Source organism: Pseudomonas sp. Leaf59 (assembly GCF_920984685.1).
Taxonomy (GTDB): domain Bacteria; phylum Pseudomonadota; class Gammaproteobacteria; order Pseudomonadales; family Pseudomonadaceae; genus Aquipseudomonas.
Map to the genome: position 1 here is coordinate 70895 of NZ_CAKLBR010000005.1, position 18991 is coordinate 89885.

Consider the following 18991-nt stretch of genomic DNA (forward strand, 5'->3'; position numbering starts at 1 on the left):
TCCCTGGAGCGTCCCATGATTGAGTCCCAGACCGACCTGCGCAACGGCCCGGACCTTAACGGCCTGTTTGGCGGCTTTGGCGGCCGCTACGTTGCAGAAACCCTGATGCCGTTGATCCTCGACCTGGCCCGCGAATACGAAGCGGCCAAGATCGATCCGGCTTTCAATAAGGAACTGGCCTACTTCCAGCGCGACTACGTCGGACGCCCGAGCCCGCTGTACTTCGCCGAACGCCTGACCGAATTCTGCGGCGGCGCCAAGATCTACCTCAAGCGCGAAGAGCTCAACCACACCGGCGCGCACAAGATCAACAACTGCATCGGCCAGATTCTGCTGGCGCGGCGCATGGGCAAAAAACGCATCATCGCCGAGACCGGCGCCGGCATGCACGGCGTGGCCACCGCCACCGTGGCGGCGCGCTTCGGCCTGCAATGCGTGATCTATATGGGCACCACCGACATCGAGCGCCAACAGGCCAACGTGTTCCGCATGAAATTGCTGGGCGCTGAAGTCATCCCCGTGGTGGCCGGCACCGGCACGCTGAAGGACGCGATGAACGAAGCGCTGCGCGACTGGGTGACCAATGTCGACGACACCTTTTACCTGATCGGCACCGTGGCCGGCCCGCACCCTTACCCTGCCATGGTGCGTGACTTCCAGGCCGTGATCGGCAAGGAAACCCGCGACCAGATGCAAGCCCAGGAAGGCCGCCTGCCGGACAGCCTGGTGGCGTGCATCGGCGGCGGTTCGAACGCGATGGGCCTGTTCCACCCGTTCCTGGATGACAAGAGCGTGGACATCATCGGCGTCGAAGCGGCCGGCCACGGCATCGAGACCGGCAAACACGCCGCCAGCCTCAACGGCGGCGTACCAGGCGTGCTGCACGGTAACCGCACCTTCCTGCTGCAGGACGACGATGGTCAGATCATCGACGCCCACTCGATTTCCGCAGGCCTGGACTACCCCGGCATCGGCCCGGAACACGCGTGGTTGCATGACATCGGCCGCGTCCAGTACACCTCGGTGACCGACGACGAAGCCCTCGAGGCGTTCCACAAATGCTGCCGCCTGGAAGGGATTATTCCTGCGCTGGAAAGCGCCCATGCCCTGGCCGAAGTGTTCAAGCGTGCACCGAGCCTGCCCAAGGATCACCTGATGGTCATCAACCTGTCGGGCCGTGGCGACAAGGACATGCAGACCGTGATGCACCACATGGGACATGCTCAACCAGAGCATGCCAAGCAGGAGACACACTGATGAGCCGCCTGCAAACCCGCTTTGCGCAGCTGAAAGAACAGAACCGCGCCGCCCTGGTGACCTTCGTCACCGCCGGCGACCCGGGGTATGACGCTTCGCTGGCGATCCTCAAAGGCCTGCCTGCGGCCGGCGCCGATGTGATCGAGTTGGGCATGCCCTTCACCGACCCGATGGCCGACGGCCCGGCGATCCAGTTGGCGAACATCCGTGCGTTGGAAGCCAAACAGAACCTGGCGAAAACCCTGCAGATGGTGCGCGAGTTCCGCAAGGACAATAACGACACGCCGCTGGTGTTGATGGGTTACTTCAACCCGATCCACAAATACGGCGTGCCGACGTTCATCAGCGACGCCAAGGACGCTGGGGTCGATGGCCTGATCGTGGTCGACATGCCGCCCGAGCATAACGCTGAGCTGTGCGACCCGGCCCAGGCCGCCGGCATCGACTTTATCCGCCTGACCACGCCGACCACCGACGATGTGCGTCTGCCTACCGTGCTCAACGGCAGTTCCGGCTTTGTGTACTACGTGTCGGTGGCCGGTGTGACCGGTGCCGGCGCCGCCACCCTGGAACACGTCGAAGAAGCCGTGACGCGCCTGCGCCGCCATACCGACCTGCCGATCAGCATCGGTTTTGGTATCCGCACGCCGGAACAGGCCTCTGCCATCGCTCGCCTGGCGGACGGTGTCGTGGTGGGCTCGGCATTGATCGACCACATCGCCAACGCCAGCAGCCACGAGCACGCTATCGATGGGGTATTGAGCCATTGCGCGGCGCTGGCCGAAGGCGTGCGTAACGCGCGTAAGTAAGCGTCCCGTCAGCGCTAGGTAAAGTTCCTGATACAGAGGAATCAACCCGCGCGGGCACGGCCTAAACAGCAAGACCCAGGGATTTCGAACCTCGTTCGAAATCCCTTTTTTGTGTGTGCCCTGAGGAATCCCCGATGAAAATGCCCAAATCCGTGATTGCAGGTCTCGGCGTGCTGGTACTCGGCGCCAGCGCCTTGGTGCACGCCGCGCCGCCCGACCCGCGCGGCGAAGGCCCGGGTCGTGACGGCCCGCCGGGGGCCCATGAGCAACGTGGCCCGCAGGACGACCGCCGAGGCGGCCCACCCCGGGATTTCGGCCCGGTGCGCCAGATCATCCACGACCACCACGACCAGTTCGCACGCGGCGCGCCACCGCCACCGGACGTGCGCCTGGAACGCGGCCGACCATTGCCCCCCGGCTACTACGGCGAGCGCCTCGGCCCCCGCGAACTGGAGCGCCTGCCGCGCTACGACGGTTACGAATGGCGCCGCTCCGGCCCGGACGTGGTGTTGATCGCAGTGGGCACCGGCATCGTCTACGAGATCCTTGCCAACGTACTCAACTAAGCAGGCTTTTTGTGGCAAGCGGGCTTGCTTGTGGCGAGCAGGCTTGTCCTGCGTTGGGCTGCGCAGCAGCCCCAAAACCAGACGCTGAGTCGTATCAGGTACACCGCGTTTTGCTTGATTGGGGGCGCTTCGCACCCCAACGCGGGGCAAGCCCGCTCGCCACAAGCAAGCCCGCTCGCCACAACACAAAAAGCCTGCTAGCCACAGAAGCCCGCCCGCCACCACAGGCGGGTCAGGGTTTACAACTCGATCCGCTCGACCTTGCCCACCAGCAGCACGTAGGACAACGCGCCAAGCAGCGCCAGCACGGCGATGTAGGTTATTGCCGGCGCAAACGAGTCGCCACTGGCCAGAAAGCCGATCACGATTGGCGTGGCAATCGCCGACAGGTTACCGATGAAGTTGAACACCCCGCCCGTCAATCCCAGCAAACGCGCGGGGGCCAGGGTCGACACCAGCGACCAGGTGATCGATGCCAGGCCATTGCCGAAGAACGCCAGCGCCAGGAAGGCAATCACCCACGCCGTCGAGTCCACGTAGTTGGCGCCGATTATCGCAGTGGAAATCAGTAGCCCGCTGATGATCGGCAACTTGCGTGCAAAGCCCACCGACGCTCCCCGGCGGATCAGCCAGTCGGAAAAGATCCCGGAACACAGCACACCGACAAACGCCGCGAGAAAGGGCAGCGAGGCCAGCAGGCCGGACTTGATGAAATCCATGCCACGGTATTTCACCAGGTAAGTGGGGAACCACGTCAGGAAAAACCACAGCGTGGAGTTCAGGCAGAACTGGCCCAGGTAGATGCCCCAGAGTTTGCGCTTGCTCAGCACAATGCCCAGGTCGACCCAACTGAACGGCGCCTTTTTGGTCTGCGCCTGCATGTCCACCAGGCCGCCGCCGTCGCGGATCAGTTGAATTTCCGCCGCATTGGCGCCTTTGAAATCCTTCGGCTCGCGGTACACCGCGTACCAGATCAGCGCCCACAGGATGCCCACGCCGCCCGTGGCGACAAACACCATGTGCCAGCCGAACCGGTGTTGCAGCCAGGCCAGCACCGGCGTCAGAAACGCCAGCCCGACGAACTGCCCCGAGGTATAAAAGCCAATCGCCGTGGCGCGTTCGCGCTCGGGAAACCAAGTGGTCACCACACGGCTGTTGATCGGATAGGCCGGGGCCTCCAGTGCGCCGACCGCCATGCGCAACACAAACAGCGCGATAAAGCTGGCGGCAAAGCCCAGCATCACCGTGGCAATCGACCACAACAGCAAGGCGGCGGTGTAGAGGATGCGCGGTGGCACCCGGTCGACCAGCCAGCCGCCGGGAATCTGCATGGCCGCGTAGGTCCAGCCGAACGCGGAGAAGATCAGCCCGACATGCACCGGGTCGATCCCCAGGTCGCTGGTCAAAGCTGGCGCGGCAATCGACAGGTTGCTGCGGTCCAGGTAGTTGATCACCACGGTGATGAACAGCAGCAGGCCGATGAAGTAGCGCTTTCGGCTAGGCGTGACGAGAGAAGCCTGTCCGGTGAGGGATTCAGGTTGCATGGGGAGTGCCTCTTTTTATGTTTATTGAGGACTGGGTGGGAGGGGGCTGGCTCCCGATAGCGGTGAATCAGCCACTGAAAATGTCGACTGACACCCAGCTATCGGGAGTAAGCCCCCTCCCACCTGTTTAACCGCATTCTTTCAGTCAGAGCGTGCTTACCACTCGGCAAAGCTGCCGTCGGCATGGCGCCAGATCGGGTTGCGCCAGCGGTGGCCGATGGCCGCGCGTTCGATCACGTATTCCTCGTTGATCTCGATGCCCAGGCCCGGGCCGTTGGGGATCTTCACAAAGCCCTGGTCATAGTCGAACACGCCCGGGTCGCGCACGTAGTCGAGCAGGTCGTTGCTCTCGTTGTAGTGAATGCCCAGGCTTTGTTCCTGGATAAACGCGTTGTAGCAGACCGCGTCCAGTTGCAGGCAGGCCGCCAGGGCAATCGGGCCCAGCGGACAGTGCAGAGCCAGCGCCACGTCGTAGGCTTCGGCCATGTTGGCGATCTTGCGCGTCTCGGTGATGCCGCCCGCGTGGGAGGCATCCGGCTGGATGATGTCGACGTAGCCCTCGCTGAGCACGCGCTTGAAGTCCCAGCGCGAGAACAGGCGCTCGCCCAGGGCAATCGGCGTGCTGGTCAGCGGCGCCAGCTCTTTCAGCGCTTCATAGTTTTCGCTGAGCACCGGCTCTTCGATAAACATCAGCTTGTACGGGTCCAGCTCCTTCATCAGCACCTTGGCCATCGGCTTGTGCACGCGGCCATGGAAGTCGACGCCGATGCCCACGTTGGGGCCGACTGCATCACGCACGGCCGCCACGTTGGCCAGGGCCAGGTCGACTTTGTCGAAACTGTCGACGAACTGCAGTTCTTCGGTGCCGTTCATTTTCACCGCGGTAAAGCCACGGGCCACGGCCTCTTTGGCGGCACGCGCGGTGTCAGCCGGACGGTCGCCGCCGATCCACGAATACACGCGAATCTTGTCGCGCACCTGGCCGCCGAGCAGGTCGCTCACGGACACGCCGAGGGCCTTGCCCTTGATGTCCCACAGCGCCTGGTCGATACCGGCCAGGGCACTCATGTGCACGGCACCGCCACGGTAGAAGCCGCCGCGATAGAGCACGGTCCAGATGTCTTCGATATTGCGTGGGTCTTTGCCGATCAGGTAGTCGGACAGTTCTTCAACGGCAGCCGCCACCGTGTGGGCGCGGCCCTCGACCACCGGCTCACCCCAGCCGGTCACGCCCTGGTCGGTCTCGACCTTGAGGAAGCACCAGCGCGGCGGGACGATAAAGGTCGTCAGTTTGGTGATTTTCATCTGTTATCTCTCTTATCGATGCGGCGCCTGCGGGCGCGGAACTTGATATCAGCTCAGGGCTTTCCAGGCGGCGACATACGCCTGGGCGCGGCTCGCGACCTGATCCACTGTCATACCCGGTTTGAACAACCCGGAACCCAACCCGAAACCCTTGGCGCCGGCGTCGCTGAACACCTGCATGTTGTCCGGGGTGATGCCGCCCACCGGCAGCAGCAGGGTGCCCGCCGGCAATACCGCGAGCCACGCCTTGATCACCGCCGGGCCCATTTGCTCGGCCGGAAACAGCTTCAGCACATCGGCGCCTTCGGCCAATGCCGCGAACGCTTCGGTGGGCGTCGCCACACCCGGCGACAGGTACAGGCCGGCCGCTTTTGCCGCACGCAGTACCTTGGCATCGCTGTGGGGCATGACGATCACCTGGCCGCCGGCCGCCTTGACCTGCTCGACCTGTTCCGGCGTCAACACCGTGCCGGCACCGATCAGGCAATCGGCGGGCAAGGTGTCGCGCAGGGTGCGGATGCTGGTGTAGGGGTCGGGCGAATTGAGCGGCACTTCGATCACGCGAAAACCGGCGTCGTACAACACCAGTCCGATGGCCAGGGCTTCGTCCGGGCGTACGCCGCGCAGGATCGCGATCAAACCGTTTTGTGCCAGTGCGTGCTTGAGCATGTCAGGCCTCCGTTGCTGGTTGAGTGAGCCCGGCCGCCACGGCCAATTGCCACAGGCCGCGCTCGGTGGCTTCCTGCGCCAGGCTGACATGGGCGAAGCCGCAAAGGGCGAGGGCGCGTTGATAGCGGGTGCAAAGAGCAGCGGCGCCGACCAGGATGATCGGCTGGTGTTTTGCGCTGCCCGGCAGGCCGGCGAGTTCATGGCCGATCATCAGGCCGGAAAGATAATCCGCTTGTTGCTCGGCCGAGAGTTCGGCGGTGAGGCCCAGGGTACGGGCGCTGAACAGGGTGGACAGCAAACCGCGCTGGCCATCGGCCGACAGCGCCACGTGTACGCCTCGGTCAAAGGCTTGGGCCTGGAACTGCTCACAGGGCTGTTGGGTACGCCCCAGAATGCTGTGTTTGCTCAATATCGCGAACAGCTCACCGGTCATGAAAGTGTCGAAATGGGTGATGCGGCCATCGACCACCTTGACCCATTTGCAATGGCTGCCGGGCAGGCCGATCAATACGTCAGCGCCCGCCGGCAGGCTTTGCAGCACGCCCAGCACCTGGGTTTCTTCGCCGCGCATCACATTGGGCAAGCCGTCCGGCTCGATCACACCGGGCACGATGTGCACCTCGGCACCGCGCAGGCTGCGCACCCGGTGCAAGGCCTGGCCCAGGCTGGAGACGTCGACGGGTGTAGCGCGATAGGCCGCTTCGCTCCAGCCCTGGGCGCTGCCGACCATGCCGCAGGCGATCACCGGCAGATGGGGCGCCGCATCGAGCCAGTCGCCACAGGCCGCGTCAAAGGCCAGCTCGAAACCATCGGTGCAGCGCACACCGGCGATAGCGCGGGCCTCGGTGGGCAAATGCATGATGCCCGACGCCAGCGCGCGCTGTTCCAGCACCACGCCTGCGGGGCCGAGTTTGTAAGCACGAAGGGAGCTGGTCCCCCAATCGAGCGCGATCAATTGCGCCTGCATCGCTTCACCTGAGTGTTCTGAGCGGATGGGGGAATATAAACCCAAGGCGGCGCTAATCTCAATATATAAATATCTGTCCCATATATAGGGAATCAACGGCTATTTATGTAAATGCGCTCAGGTTCAGCTCCCGCATCGCCCCCATCCAGATCGCGTAGTCGGTGTGGTCCTTGAGGTCGTCACCGGTGTCCGGATGCAGGAACACCACCAGGCCATTGCGATGGATCACCAGCCAGGGCAGCACCACACCGATGTATTCGACGTCGAACGCCAGCTGACAGCTCCAGTCCGGGTGCGGGCCCACCGGCCGTTGGTGCATGCGCCCCATGCGCAGCGGGAACAGTGCGGCGGCGTCTTCACACAACGTGCGGGCCTGATCGAGGGTGTCGGCGTCGAAGTAGATATGGGCGTGATAGCCCTTGATGCGTTGCATGGCGGCCTCCGCAGCGGATGTGCGCCAAATGCTAGACGGCAATCGAGGGCAGGGCCAGTCCGGTCAGCGATTGCGCGCTGCTGGCCTGCTCCGCCAGCAACCAGTCGACAAATCGCTCGACCAGTTGCCCGCGTCGTTTACGTTGTGGCTGCACCACGTAGTAGCCGAAGCGCGAGATCACCGTGTCGCTGATCGGCCGGCACAGCCAGTTCTGCTCGAGCAGGTTATCCACCAGGTGCCGCCAGCCGATGGCCACGCCCTGGCCGGCAATCGCCGCCTGGATCAGCAGGGTGTAGTTGTCGAAACGCAACTGGCCGGGCGTGGGCGCTACGGCGATCCCCAGCTCGCGGAACACGCCAGCCCAATTGAACCATTGGCTGTTGGTCTCCTGACGCAGGTGCAGCAGCGGGTACTCGGGCAAGGTCTGCACGCTCAGTGGCCGGGCCTGATCCTTGAGCCACTGGGGGCTGCACACCGGGAATACTTCCTCGTTGAATAGCCACAGGCTGTCGCCCTGCTTGAAGCGGCCGTCGCCAAACAGCACCGCCACGTCGATGTCGCTGCGCAGGCTGGCGTGGTTGCGTTCGCTGGTCACCAGGCTCACGTCCACCTGCGGGTAGGCCTCATGAAAACGGTGCAGGCGCGGCATCAGCCAGTAGGCGGCGAAGGCAAAGTCGGTGGCCACCTGCAGCACTTCGTGCTGGTCCTGCTGGGTGATCGCGCTGAGGCCCTGATTGATGCCCTGCAAGCCGCCCTGCACATGCTCGAACAACAGCGCGCCGGCGTCAGTCAGTTCAATGCCGCGGTAGATGCGATCAAACAGGCGGATCGCCAGCTGTTCTTCGAGGCGTTTGATCTGCTGGCTGATCGCCGGTTGGGTGGCGCCCAGCTCCATCGCCGCCGCCGTAAAGCTGCGGTGGCGCGCAGCGGCTTCGAAGGCGCGCAGCAGGTCGAGGGACAGGTCGCCGAGGGCTTCATACATAAGCTGTGCTTATCCTAGACATTGCTTTTCATGGGCTTTACCCCACTTTTCATGGGCTGCATGCTCACTGGCATAAACACCGCCTATGGAATGCCGATAGATCATGAAGCGCAAGAACATTCTTTTCATCATGGCCGATCAAATGGCCGCGCCGATGCTGCCGTTCTACGGACCTTCCCCAATCAAGCTGCCCAACCTGAGCCGTCTTGCCGCCCAGGGCGTGGTGTTCGACGCCGCCTATTGCAACAGCCCGCTGTGCGCACCGTCGCGCTTCACGCTGGTCAGCGGCCAGCTGCCGAGCAAGATCGGCGCCTACGACAACGCGGCGGACTTTCCCGCCGATGTGCCGACCTACGCCCACTACCTGCGCCGCCTGGGCTACCGCACCGCGCTGTCGGGCAAGATGCACTTTTGCGGCCCCGACCAGTTACACGGTTTTGAAGAACGCCTGACCAGCGATATCTACCCCGCCGATTACGGCTGGGCAGTGAACTGGGACGAACCGGATGTGCGCCCCAGCTGGTTTCACAACATGTCATCGGTGCTGCAGGCCGGCCCGTGCGTGCGCACCAACCAGCTGGATTTCGACGAGGAGGTGGTGTTCAAGGCCCAGCAGTACCTGTTCGACCACATTCGCGAGGACGGCGACCGGCCGTTCTGCCTCACCGTGTCGATGACCCACCCTCACGACCCGTACACCATTCCCAAACCGTTCTGGGACCTCTACGACGACAGCGACATCCCGTTGCCCGTGACGCCTGCGCAGAGCGACCTCGACCCGCATTCCCAACGGCTGCTCAAGGTGTATGACCTGTGGGACAAGCCGCTGCCGGTCGACAAGATCCGCGATGCGCGCCGCGCCTACTTCGGCGCCTGCAGCTACATTGACAGCAACGTCGGCAAGCTCCTGCAAACCCTGGAAGACACCGGCCTGGCCGACGACACGATCATCATCTTTTCGGGCGATCACGGCGACATGCTCGGCGAGCGCGGCCTCTGGTACAAAATGCACTGGTTTGAAATGGCTGCCCGCGTGCCGTTGCTGGTGAGTGCGCCAGGGCAGTTCGCCGCCGGCCGCGTCACGTCGGCCGTGTCCACCGCCGACCTGCTGCCCACCCTGGTGGAACTGGCCGGCGGCGCACTCGACCCGCGCCTGCCGCTGGACGGCCGCTCGCTGGTGTCGCACTTGCAAGGGCAGGGCGGGCACGACGAAGTGTTTGGCGAATACATGGCCGAAGGCACCATCAGCCCCTTGATGATGATTCGCCGGGGCGCCTGGAAATTCATCTACAGCGAAGACGATCCGTGTCTGCTGTTCGATGTGCACAACGACCCGCACGAGCGGGAAAACCTCAGCCAGTCACCGGAACACCGGCCGCTGTTCGAGGCGTTTTTGACAGAGGCGCGGGCCAAATGGGACATCCCGGCGATCCACCAGCAGGTGCTCGCCAGCCAACGCCGTCGTCGCCTGGTGTTCGAGGCACTGACCCAGGGCACGCTCAAGAGCTGGGACCACCAGCCGCTGGTGGACGCCAGCCAGCAATACATGCGCAACCACATCGACCTCGACGATCTGGAGCGCAAGGCACGTTATCCACAACCCTGCCAGAACCAATAAACAGACAGAGGGAAGGTCATGCAAAAGTTGACGGTGATACTGAGCATTCTGGCGCTGGCCAGCGCCAATGCGTACGCAGACACACGTTGCGAAACGGTAAAAATGGCTGACCCGGGCTGGAGCGACATTGCCGCAACCAACGCCATTACCGGTTTCTTGCTGACGGGCATGGGCTACACACCCAAGGTCGACACCCTGGCGGTGCCGATTACTTTTGGCGGGCTCAAGGACGGCAAAGTGGATGTGTTCCTCGGCAACTGGATGCCGGCGCAGCAAGGCTTTTACGACAAGTTCGTGGCCAATGGCGATGTGGTGCAACTGGCGAAGAACCTCGACGGCACCGAGTTCACCCTGGCCGTGCCGGATTATGTGTGGGATGCGGGGGTGCATGATTTTGCCGACCTGAACACATTCGCCGACAAGTTCGACAAGAAGATTTACGGCATCGGCTCCGGCGCGCCGGCCAATATCTCGCTGCAGGAGATCATCAAGAAGAACGACTTCAACCTGGGCCAGTGGAAACTGATCGAGTCGAGCGAACAGGCGATGCTCGCCGAAGTGTCGCGGGCGGTGAAGAAGCAGCGCTTCGTCACCTTCCTTGGCTGGACGCCGCACCCGATGAACGTGCAGTTGAAGATGCATTACCTCAAGGGCGGCGAGCAGTACTTCGGCGATACCGGCAGCGTCTACACCCTGACCCGCAAGGGTTATGCGCAGGCCTGCCCGAACGTGGGGAAACTGCTGACCAACCTGAGTTTTACCCAGGACATGGAGAACAGCATCATGGCGCAGGTGGCCAACGACAAGGTCAGCAACGCCGAGGCCGCGAAGACGTGGATCAAGGCCAACCCTGCGGTGCTCGACAAGTGGCTTGATGGGGTGAAGACCGTGGATGGCAAGGACGCATTGGCGGCAGTCAAAGCCCAGCTCTAAAGCCCCACCGCTGCCCTCTGTGGGAATGGGCCAGCTCCCACACAAGCCAGCTCCCACAGGGGCGTGTGGGTGCTGATAATCTTGAGCCAAATCTTTCAAGCCGAGTTACAGATGCCCCGGCCCACTCGCTACACACTCTTTCCCTTCCTCGCCTGGCTGGCGAATCAAACCCGCGCGAGCGTCGGACGGGACGCACTGGTCGGTCTCAGCGGCGCCGTACTTGCCCTGCCACAGTCGATTGCCTACGCGCTGATCGCCGGCCTGCCACCCGAATACGGCCTGTACGCAGCCATCATCCCGGTGCTGATCGCCTGCCTGTGGGGTTCGTCCTGGCACCTGATCTGCGGGCCTACGGCGGCGATTTCCATCGTCCTCTACGCCAGCGTCAGCCCATTGGCCGTGCCGGGCTCGCGGGACTACATCAGCCTGATCCTGCTGCTGACGTTCCTGGCTGGCGTGTTCCAGTGGCTGCTCGGCCTGCTGCGCTTCGGTGCGCTGGTGAATTTCGTCTCGCACTCGGTGGTACTCGGCTTCACCCTCGGCGCCGCCGTGGTCATCGCATTGGGGCAGTTGCCCAACCTGCTGGGGCTTGAACTGCCGAGCCAGACCACCGCCCTCAACAGCCTGCTGGCACTGATCGAACATCGCGGCGAGTGGGACCACGCCTCGCTCATCCTGGGCCTCGGCACCTTGCTGCTGGGCGCGTTGCTCAAGTACCGGGTGCCGCGCTGGCCGACGCTGTTGATCGCCCTGACCCTGAGCAGCGTGGCCGCGTGGCTGTGGCCGGCGATGTTCGGGCACGTAGCGCGGGTGAGTGGGTTTGTCGGCAAGCTGCCGCCGTTCAGCCCGTTGCCGATGGACCTGGACGTGATTCTGCGCCTGCTGCCCGGCGCCGTGGCGGTGGGCATGCTGGGGCTGGTGACCAGCCTGTCGATTGCGCGCGCCTTGTCGGCGCGCTCGCAGCAATTGCTCGATGCCAACCAGGAAGTTCGTGCGCAGGGTTTATCCAATATGGTCGGCGGATTTTTTTCCGGCTATTTGTCGGCCGGTTCCTTCACGCGCTCGGGCCTCAACCTTGAGGCGGGCGCCTGCTCACCACTGGCCGGGGTATTTTCGGCGCTGTGGGTGGCGTTGTTCGCGTTGTTTGGCGCGGCGTTGATCGCACGGATCCCGATCCCGAGCATGGCGGCGAGCATTCTGCTGATTTGCTGGGGCCTGGTGGACCGTCGCGCTATTGGCGCGTTGTTCCGGGTCAGTCGCGCGGAATTCGTGGTGATGAGCCTGACGCTGTTGGCGACTTTGCTGCTGGAGTTGCAGACGGCAATTTATGCGGGGGTGCTGGCCTCGCTGTTTTTCTACCTCAAGCGCACGTCACAACCCAGCGTCCAGCACTGGCGCGACGGTGAAGATGATGTGCTGCGGGTGGGCGGCTCGATCTTTTTTGGCGCCAGCCATTACCTGCAGGTGCGCCTGCAAAGACTCGCGGGGAAGCGGGTGGTGATCGAGGCGCAACAGATCAATTTCATCGACTATTCGGGGGTGGAGATGCTGCACCAGGAAGCACGGCGGTTGCAGGGGTTGGGACGCAGCCTGACCTTGCGCCGGGCTCGGCCCCAGGTGGTAGAGGAACTGAGAAAGCTGGAAGGCGCCGACCGTTGCCCCATCCATTTCGAAGACTGAGCCCCTCCCATAATTGGATGGGTGTCAGGCCAACTGTCGGCGCAGTTCAGCCAGCACCGGCGCCGAATCCGGGCGCACACCGCGCCACAGGAAGAATGCTTCGGCCGCTTGCTCAACCAGCATGCCCAGGCCATCCATCGCGATCGCCGCGTCGTGTTCGCTGGCCCAGCGACAGAACGCAGTAGGCTGCTGGGCATACATCATGTCGTAGCAGAATGTCCTGCCCGGGTCGATCAGGCTGCCCGCAATCGGCGGTACATCGCCTGACAGGCTGGCCGAGGTGGCGTTGATGATCACGTCCACCGGCTCACGCAGCCAATCGAAACCGCTGGCCGACACCGGGCCCAAATCGTCGAACAACTCGGCCAGTGATTCGGCTTTCTCCACGGTGCGGTTGGCGATGATCAGCGACGCGGGTCGCTCGGCCAGCAATGGCTCCAGCGCACCACGCACCGCGCCACCGGCGCCCAGCAACAGGATGCGTTTGCCTTCCAGCGTCAGCCCGGCGTTGACCGTGAGGTCGCGCACCAGGCCGGCGCCATCGGTGTTGTCGCCCAGCAAGGTGCCATCGCCCAGTTGGCTCAGGGTGTTGACCGCACCGGCGCGGCGCGCCCGCTCGGTCAGGCTGCTGGCCAGGCGGAACGCCTCTTCCTTGAACGGCACGGTGACATTGGCGCCGCGCCCCTGCAGAAAAAACTCACGGGCACAGCCGGCGAAATCCTCCAGTGGCGCAAGCAGGGTGCTGTAGTCCAGTTGCTCGCCGGTCTGCTCGGCGAACATACGGTGAATCAACGGCGACTTGCTGTGGCCGATGGGATTGCCGAACACCACATAACGGTCCATCACTGTGCTGCCTTGGGCGGCGCAATACCCAGCCAGTCGCGGTCCTGCAGGAAGTAGTCGGTGAGGCGCGCTTCTTCACTGCCGGCCTCGGCCTTCCAGTCGTAGCTCCAGCGCACTTGCGGCGGCAGCGACATCAGGATCGACTCGGTACGCCCGCCCGATTGCAGGCCGAACAGGGTGCCACGGTCGTAGACCAGGTTGAACTCGACATAACGACCCCGGCGGAATTCCTGGAATTGGCGCTGCTGCTCGGTGTACGCCATGGCCTTGCGGCGCTGCAGAATCGGCAGGTAGGCGTCGATGTAGGCATTGCCGATGGCCTGCATGAACGCAAAGCAGGTGTCGAAATCCCACTCGTTCAAGTCATCGAAGAACAGCCCGCCGATGCCGCGCGGCTCGTTGCGATGCTTGATGTGGAAGTAGGTGTCGCACCAGGCCTTGTAGCGCGGGTACACGTCCGGGCCGAACCGCGCGCAGGCTTCTTCGGCCACGCGGTGCCAGTGGATGCAGTCTTCCTCAACGCCGTAGTAGGGCGTGAGGTCGAAGCCGCCACCGAACCACCACACCGGCTCTTCGCCTTCTTTTTCTGCGTTGAAAAAGCGCACGTTGGCGTGAGACGTCGGCACATGCGGGTTGTGCGGGTGGATCACCAGCGACACCCCCAGCGCCTCGAAGCCGCGCCCGGCAAGCTCCGGGCGGTGGGCACTGGCGGAGGGCGGCAAACCGCTGCCGAATACGTGGGAAAAGTTGACGCCGCCTTTTTCGATCACCGTACCGTTCTCGATCACACGGGTGCGCCCGCCGCCGCCGGCAGGCCGGGTCCAGGCGTCTTCGATAAAGCGAGTGTCCGTCTCGAAAGCTTCCAGAGCGCTGCAGATGCGGTCTTGCAGATCGAGCAGGTAGGCTTTGACAGCCTCGGTGCGGGTAGTCATGAGGTCACCTTGAATCGGGCAAAGCAGCACGAAGCCATAGGGCGTCGGCGGCAAATGGGCGCACAGGATAACACTGCACCTGCCGCCGCCGCAGTTGACGAAGGTCAAGCTTAGGAGTCCGATAGGAGGCTACGCGAATTCGAACCTGAGGAGATGTGCAGATGGCCAAACGTATCCAGTTCAGCGCCCATGGCGGCCCCGACGTGCTCGAGTACGTGGACTACACGCCCGCAGAGCCCGGCCCACAACAGGTGCGGGTGCGCAATGAGGCCATCGGCCTGAACTTCATCGACACCTATTTCCGCAGCGGCCTTTACGCACCGCCGGCCTTGCCATCGGGCCTGGGTGCAGAAGGTGCGGGCGTGGTCGACGCGGTGGGCAGCGAAGTCAGCCAATTCAAGGTGGGCGACCGCGTGGCCTACGGCAGCGGGCCGCTCGGCGCCTACAGCGAACTGCATGTGCTGCCGGCCGCCAACCTGGTGCACCTGCCGGACGACATCAGCTTCGAACAGGCGGCCGGCGCGATGCTCAAGGGCCTCACCGTGCAATACCTGTTGCGCCAGACCTATGAGGTGCAGGCAGGCGACACCATTCTGTTCCACGCAGCCGCCGGTGGCGTGGGCTCCCTGGCCTGTCAGTGGGCCAAGGCGCTGGGCGCGAAGCTGATCGGCACCGTCAGCTCGCCGGAAAAGGCGGCACTGGCCAAATCCCTCGGCGCCTGGGCAACCATCGATTACAGCAAGGAAAACGTCGCACAGCGTGTGCTGGAATTGACCGACGGCAAAAAGGTGCCGGTGGTGTACGACGGCGTGGGCAAGGACACCTGGCTGACGTCTCTGGACAGCGTGGCGCCACGGGGTCTGGTGGTGAGCTTCGGCAATGCGTCGGGTGCCGTGGACGGGGTGAACCTGGGGATTCTGTCGGCGAAGGGCTCGCTGTATGTCACCCGGCCGACGCTGGCGACTTATGCCGGCAACGCGAAGGACTTGCAGGTGATGGCCGATGACCTGTTTTCGATGATCAAGAGCGGCAAGGTGCGCATTGATATCAACCAGCGCTATTCGCTGGCGGAGGCGGCGAAGGCGCAGACAGAGCTGTCGGGGCGGCGGACTACAGGGTCGACTATTTTGTTGCCTTGAGGGCCTCATCGCGGCCCAGCCCGCTCCCACCTGTTGACCGAGTTGGAATGCGATCAAGTGTGGGAGCGGGCTTGCCCGCGATAAGCGCGACGCGGTCTCAGGAAGGCCGCACCACCTCACCCGTGACCAGGTTGCGAATCAGGCTCGGGTTCTTGCGCCCACCCAACGCGCCCCCCAACACCCGATCCACCTGCCCACGGAAATACTGCTCCACGCGAATCCGCGAGCGGGCGGCCGGGCGGCCCTGGGGGTTGGCCGAGGTGGAAATCAACGGGCCCACCAGCGAGCACAGGTCCCGCACCAGCGGGTGATCGGTGACCCGCAGCGCCACCGTGTCGTGCACACCGGTCACCCATTCCGGCAATAAATCCTGATGAGGCACCAGCCAGGTGTTCGGCCCTGGCCAGGTGCTGGCCATGCGGTCGATCCAATCCTGCGGGAAGTCTTCGAACAGAAAGTCGAACTGGCGAATCGTGTCCGCCACCAGAATCAGGCCTTTGTCCACCGAGCGGTTCTTGATCGCCAGCAGGCGGTCCACCGCTTCTTCGTTCCATGGGTCACAGCCCAGGCCCCAGACGGCTTCGGTTGGATAGGCAATCACCGCGCCTGCGCGAATTTCCCGTGCGGTTTCCAGCACACGCCACCTGTTGACCATTTGCTCACTCTCCAGACAAAAGCTCTGCGCAGTTTACCGATCTTCCTTACAAAACCCAGCTACAAAGCCTGGCAGCGCGCAAGCCAACGCCCGCTCTCGCTGATCACCTGACCTTCGAGCTCCAGTTCCGTGAGGGTGGCAAGTACCTGGGACAACGGTCGTCCGCTGGCAATCGCCAAAGCCTCGCTGGTGTGCGGCGCGGCATGCAGCAACGCTACCAGCGGATGGGTGACCGGCAGCGGCGCAGGGCGTGACAAGGCCTGCCAGCCGCGCAATCCTTCGAGGATATGCTCGATGGTTTCCACCAGCATCGCGCCATCGCGGATCAACTGATGACAGCCTTTGGCCCCGGGATGATGGATGGACCCCGGAATCGCATAGACCTCGCGCCCTTGCTCGGCCGCCAGTTTCGCCGTGATCAGCGAACCGCTGGCCATGCTCGCTTCCACCACCAGCACCCCCAGGGACAGGCCACTGATGATGCGATTGCGCCGCGGGAAGTTGCCCGCCTGGGGCGCGGCGTCCAGCGGGAACTCGGAAACCACGGCGCTGCCCTGGTCAATCATCGCGGCGGCGAGCCGCCGGTGGCGCTGTGGATAAAGATTTTCCAGGCCGGTGCCGAGCACGCCGATTGTCTGGCCTCCCACGTCCAATGCGGCCTGATGCGCAGCGCCATCAATTCCCAGAGCGAGGCCGCTGGTGATGACAAAACCGGCGCTCGCCAGGCTGCGGGAAAACGCGGCAGCGGTGTCCATGCCGGGACGCGAAGCACGACGGCTGCCGACCATCGCCAGTTGTGGTTTTTCCAGGATCAGCGGGTCGCCGGCGACGAATAACAGCGGTGGCGCGCTATCGATCTCGGCAAGCAAGGCGGGGTACTCGGGTTGGTCCCACATCAGTAAATGCTGGCCCGCACGCTCAAGCCAGGCCAATGCCACAGCGGCGCCCTCACGGACTTCGGGGCTGCGCCGAGCGTCGGCGCTGCTGGCCGGCAACCCGAGTGAACGCCAGGCACTGGCCGGCGCACTGATGGCGCTGGAGGCCGAGCCGAACGCTTCGATCAGCAGTTGAAAACGCTTCGGGCCCAGTTCCGGCAGCCGGTGCAGGCGCAGCCTTGCTTCCAGTTCTGATGGGGATATTTCGTTGCGGTTTATCGCGAGCATAGGATCATCCTTGACCGGAACAACTTGTGGATAACTCTGTTGGTAACTTATTTAGCAACCTATTCATTGTGTTTGACGGCTGTCTCAAAGCGGTCCTGTACGGCCAGCGGTTGGGAGGCCTTGAGCACCAGGCCATAGCTGAGTTTTTCGTAAGTGCGAAACACCAGCAGGGTGCCCGCACGTGCATCGGGAAGGGTCACCAACGCGCCGGTAAGAACGTCGCGCACGCTGGCGCCGGCTTTGATTACGCTGAGCACCTGGCCTTCGATCAGGCCGTCCCGGCGCCCCTTGTTCAGGGTCACGGCGTCAAGTACGCCGATCTGGGTCACACCCTTGGGGATATCGATGATCGTGCCTTCGATGAAAGGCCCAGGCTGCGCAGCGTCCAGGCGTTTCAGCGCAATCGGCGACGGTGCGCGGAGCAGGCGGTCGCCAGGACGTATCTCCTGAGTGATCCGCTGAACGGCAAGCGTGCTGAGGTCGCCGGCGGTTATAAACCGCGCAGTGCCGATGTCGTCGGCGTTGACGCCCAACAACTCCTGGGTTCGAGGATCGGTGTAGGCCTTGCCGCGTCGGAATATTCCGTAAATGGGCTGGGAAGGGTCCAGGTTGCCTCTGGCATGCACGCGCTCATCGTTGGCGCCCAGCACACGGCCGGCGCCCGCCGCGATGATGTAGGGTGCATTGTCCAGGTCCTGGGGTGAGTCAAAAATGCGGTTGTGCAACAAAAACCGCTGGATGGCCTGTTGCGTGGTGTGATCCAGGCGTGGGCCAGGCGGGGGGATCAGGGCCGTGGCAAACGGGGCCCAGAGCAGCAAGACGAGTAGCGATTTCCTCATGGGGTGAATCTCCTTTATTATGTGCGTTCGCGTGAAACGTCAGCGCCTTCGCGGCTTTCGAACGTTTCACACCGGCTGCCTGGGTCCATCCCACCGCCGATTTGCCTCTACCTCACATGTGCAGCAATTACGCTTATGGCTATTTTGAACATCCTCGAATTTCCCGACTCGCGCCTGCGCACGATCGCCAAGCCGGTGGCCGTAGTGGACGACAAGGTTCGTCAGTTGGTCGATGACATGTTTGAAACAATGTATGAAGCGCCGGGCATCGGTCTCGCCGCGACCCAGGTCAATGTTCACCTGCGCGTGGTGGTCATGGACCTGTCCGAAGACCGCAGCGAGCCGAAGGTGTACATCAACCCCGAGTTCGAGCCGCTGACCGACGAGATGGGCGAGTACCAGGAAGGCTGCCTGTCGGTGCCGGAGTTCTACGAGAGCGTCGAGCGCCCGCTGCGCGTGAAGATCAAGGCCCTGGACCGCGACGGCAAGCCCTTCGAACTGATTGCCGAAGGCCTGCTGGCGGTGTGCATCCAGCACGAATGCGACCACCTCAACGGCAAGCTGTTTGTCGATTATCTGTCCACGCTCAAGCGTGATCGGATCAAGAAGAAGCTGGAAAAAAAGCATCGCCAGCAAGCTTGATGCCTCCTTCCAAAG

19 protein-coding genes are annotated in these 18991 nt (G+C 63.4%); 8 read left to right on the top strand and 11 right to left on the bottom strand.

The window, feature by feature from the left end; translation table 11 throughout:
• Positions 1-15: 15 nt before the first annotated feature.
• The 3 genes from trpB (at position 16) to LUB09_RS07265 (ending at position 2632) form a co-directional block, all read left to right on the top strand.
• On the top strand, positions 16-1257 hold the full coding sequence (gene trpB / locus LUB09_RS07255) for a tryptophan synthase subunit beta (RefSeq protein ID WP_209986778.1): 1242 nt from the start codon (positions 16-18) through the stop codon (positions 1255-1257).
• Entirely contained in the window at positions 1257-2066 is an 810-nt protein-coding gene (gene trpA, locus LUB09_RS07260) for a tryptophan synthase subunit alpha (RefSeq protein ID WP_231422198.1), read from the top strand. The genes trpB and trpA overlap by 1 nt, the downstream gene beginning before the upstream one ends.
• A gap of 134 nt (positions 2067-2200) precedes the next feature.
• Positions 2201-2632 carry an anti-virulence regulator CigR family protein gene (locus LUB09_RS07265; protein ID WP_231422200.1) on the top strand — a complete coding sequence of 144 codons (432 nt, stop codon included), beginning with the start codon at positions 2201-2203 and terminating at the stop codon, positions 2630-2632.
• Between the two features lie 239 nt (positions 2633-2871).
• On the opposite strand, the gene LUB09_RS07270 is transcribed toward LUB09_RS07265, so the two are convergent.
• The 6 genes from LUB09_RS07270 to LUB09_RS07295 form a co-directional block, all read right to left on the bottom strand.
• Entirely contained in the window at positions 2872-4176 is a 1305-nt protein-coding gene (locus LUB09_RS07270) for an MFS transporter (RefSeq protein WP_209986773.1), read from the bottom strand.
• A 156-nt stretch (positions 4177-4332) separates the two neighbouring features.
• A complete protein-coding gene (gene dgoD / locus LUB09_RS07275) occupies positions 4333-5481 on the bottom strand; it encodes a galactonate dehydratase (RefSeq protein WP_003233648.1) in 1149 nt (382 codons plus the stop codon).
• A 48-nt stretch (positions 5482-5529) separates the two neighbouring features.
• Entirely contained in the window at positions 5530-6150 is a 621-nt protein-coding gene (locus tag LUB09_RS07280) for a 2-dehydro-3-deoxy-6-phosphogalactonate aldolase (RefSeq protein ID WP_209986771.1), read from the bottom strand.
• Position 6151: 1 nt separating this feature from the next.
• The gene (locus tag LUB09_RS07285; protein ID WP_231422202.1) at positions 6152-7117 is read right to left on the bottom strand and encodes a 2-dehydro-3-deoxygalactonokinase; all 966 of its coding nucleotides are present in this window, start codon (positions 7115-7117) and stop codon (positions 6152-6154) included.
• A 103-nt stretch (positions 7118-7220) separates the two neighbouring features.
• Positions 7221-7550, bottom strand: a complete 330-nt coding sequence (locus LUB09_RS07290; protein WP_209986768.1) for a DOPA 4,5-dioxygenase family protein — start codon at positions 7548-7550, stop codon at positions 7221-7223.
• 31 nt (positions 7551-7581) lie between these two features.
• Positions 7582-8532, bottom strand: coding sequence for a choline sulfate utilization transcriptional regulator (locus tag LUB09_RS07295; RefSeq protein ID WP_231422203.1), 951 nt, complete (start codon positions 8530-8532; stop codon positions 7582-7584).
• A gap of 103 nt (positions 8533-8635) precedes the next feature.
• Here LUB09_RS07295 and betC point away from each other — a divergent pair, with 103 nt between their 5' ends.
• The 3 genes from betC (at position 8636) to LUB09_RS07310 (ending at position 12763) form a co-directional block, all read left to right on the top strand.
• Positions 8636-10150, top strand: coding sequence for a choline-sulfatase (betC, locus tag LUB09_RS07300; protein WP_231422205.1), 1515 nt, complete (start codon positions 8636-8638; stop codon positions 10148-10150).
• A gap of 18 nt (positions 10151-10168) precedes the next feature.
• Positions 10169-11083 (top strand): choline ABC transporter substrate-binding protein, encoded by a 915-nt coding sequence (gene choX / locus LUB09_RS07305; RefSeq protein WP_231422207.1) that lies wholly within the window; start codon positions 10169-10171, stop codon positions 11081-11083.
• A 111-nt stretch (positions 11084-11194) separates the two neighbouring features.
• A complete protein-coding gene (locus LUB09_RS07310; RefSeq protein ID WP_231422209.1) occupies positions 11195-12763 on the top strand; it encodes a SulP family inorganic anion transporter in 1569 nt (522 codons plus the stop codon).
• 24 nt (positions 12764-12787) lie between these two features.
• Here LUB09_RS07310 and aroE read toward each other — a convergent pair whose 3' ends face one another.
• Positions 12788-13606: a shikimate dehydrogenase gene (gene aroE / locus LUB09_RS07315; RefSeq protein ID WP_209986758.1), complete on the bottom strand. Its 819-nt coding sequence runs from the start codon at positions 13604-13606 to the stop codon at positions 12788-12790.
• Positions 13606-14538: an oxygen-dependent coproporphyrinogen oxidase gene (gene hemF, locus LUB09_RS07320; protein WP_231422211.1), complete on the bottom strand. Its 933-nt coding sequence runs from the start codon at positions 14536-14538 to the stop codon at positions 13606-13608. The genes aroE and hemF overlap by 1 nt, the downstream gene beginning before the upstream one ends.
• A gap of 161 nt (positions 14539-14699) precedes the next feature.
• Here hemF and LUB09_RS07325 point away from each other — a divergent pair, with 161 nt between their 5' ends.
• Positions 14700-15677, top strand: a complete 978-nt coding sequence (locus tag LUB09_RS07325; RefSeq protein WP_209986754.1) for an NADPH:quinone reductase — start codon at positions 14700-14702, stop codon at positions 15675-15677.
• 97 nt (positions 15678-15774) lie between these two features.
• On the opposite strand, the gene LUB09_RS07330 is transcribed toward LUB09_RS07325, so the two are convergent.
• Genes LUB09_RS07330 through LUB09_RS07340 form a run of 3 tightly spaced genes read right to left on the bottom strand, consistent with a single transcriptional unit; the run spans position 15775 to position 18334 of the window.
• Positions 15775-16332: an L-threonylcarbamoyladenylate synthase gene (locus LUB09_RS07330; RefSeq protein ID WP_057006224.1), complete on the bottom strand. Its 558-nt coding sequence runs from the start codon at positions 16330-16332 to the stop codon at positions 15775-15777.
• 59 nt (positions 16333-16391) lie between these two features.
• Complete coding sequence (gene dprA, locus LUB09_RS07335) at positions 16392-17495, bottom strand: DNA-processing protein DprA (RefSeq protein ID WP_209986752.1); 1104 nt, start codon at positions 17493-17495, stop codon at positions 16392-16394.
• Between the two features lie 59 nt (positions 17496-17554).
• Complete coding sequence (locus tag LUB09_RS07340; RefSeq protein WP_209986750.1) at positions 17555-18334, bottom strand: peptidoglycan-binding protein; 780 nt, start codon at positions 18332-18334, stop codon at positions 17555-17557.
• A gap of 135 nt (positions 18335-18469) precedes the next feature.
• Between LUB09_RS07340 and def the strand changes: the two genes are divergently transcribed.
• Positions 18470-18976, top strand: coding sequence for a peptide deformylase (def, locus tag LUB09_RS07345; protein ID WP_003233625.1), 507 nt, complete (start codon positions 18470-18472; stop codon positions 18974-18976).
• Positions 18977-18991 lie beyond the last annotated feature (15 nt).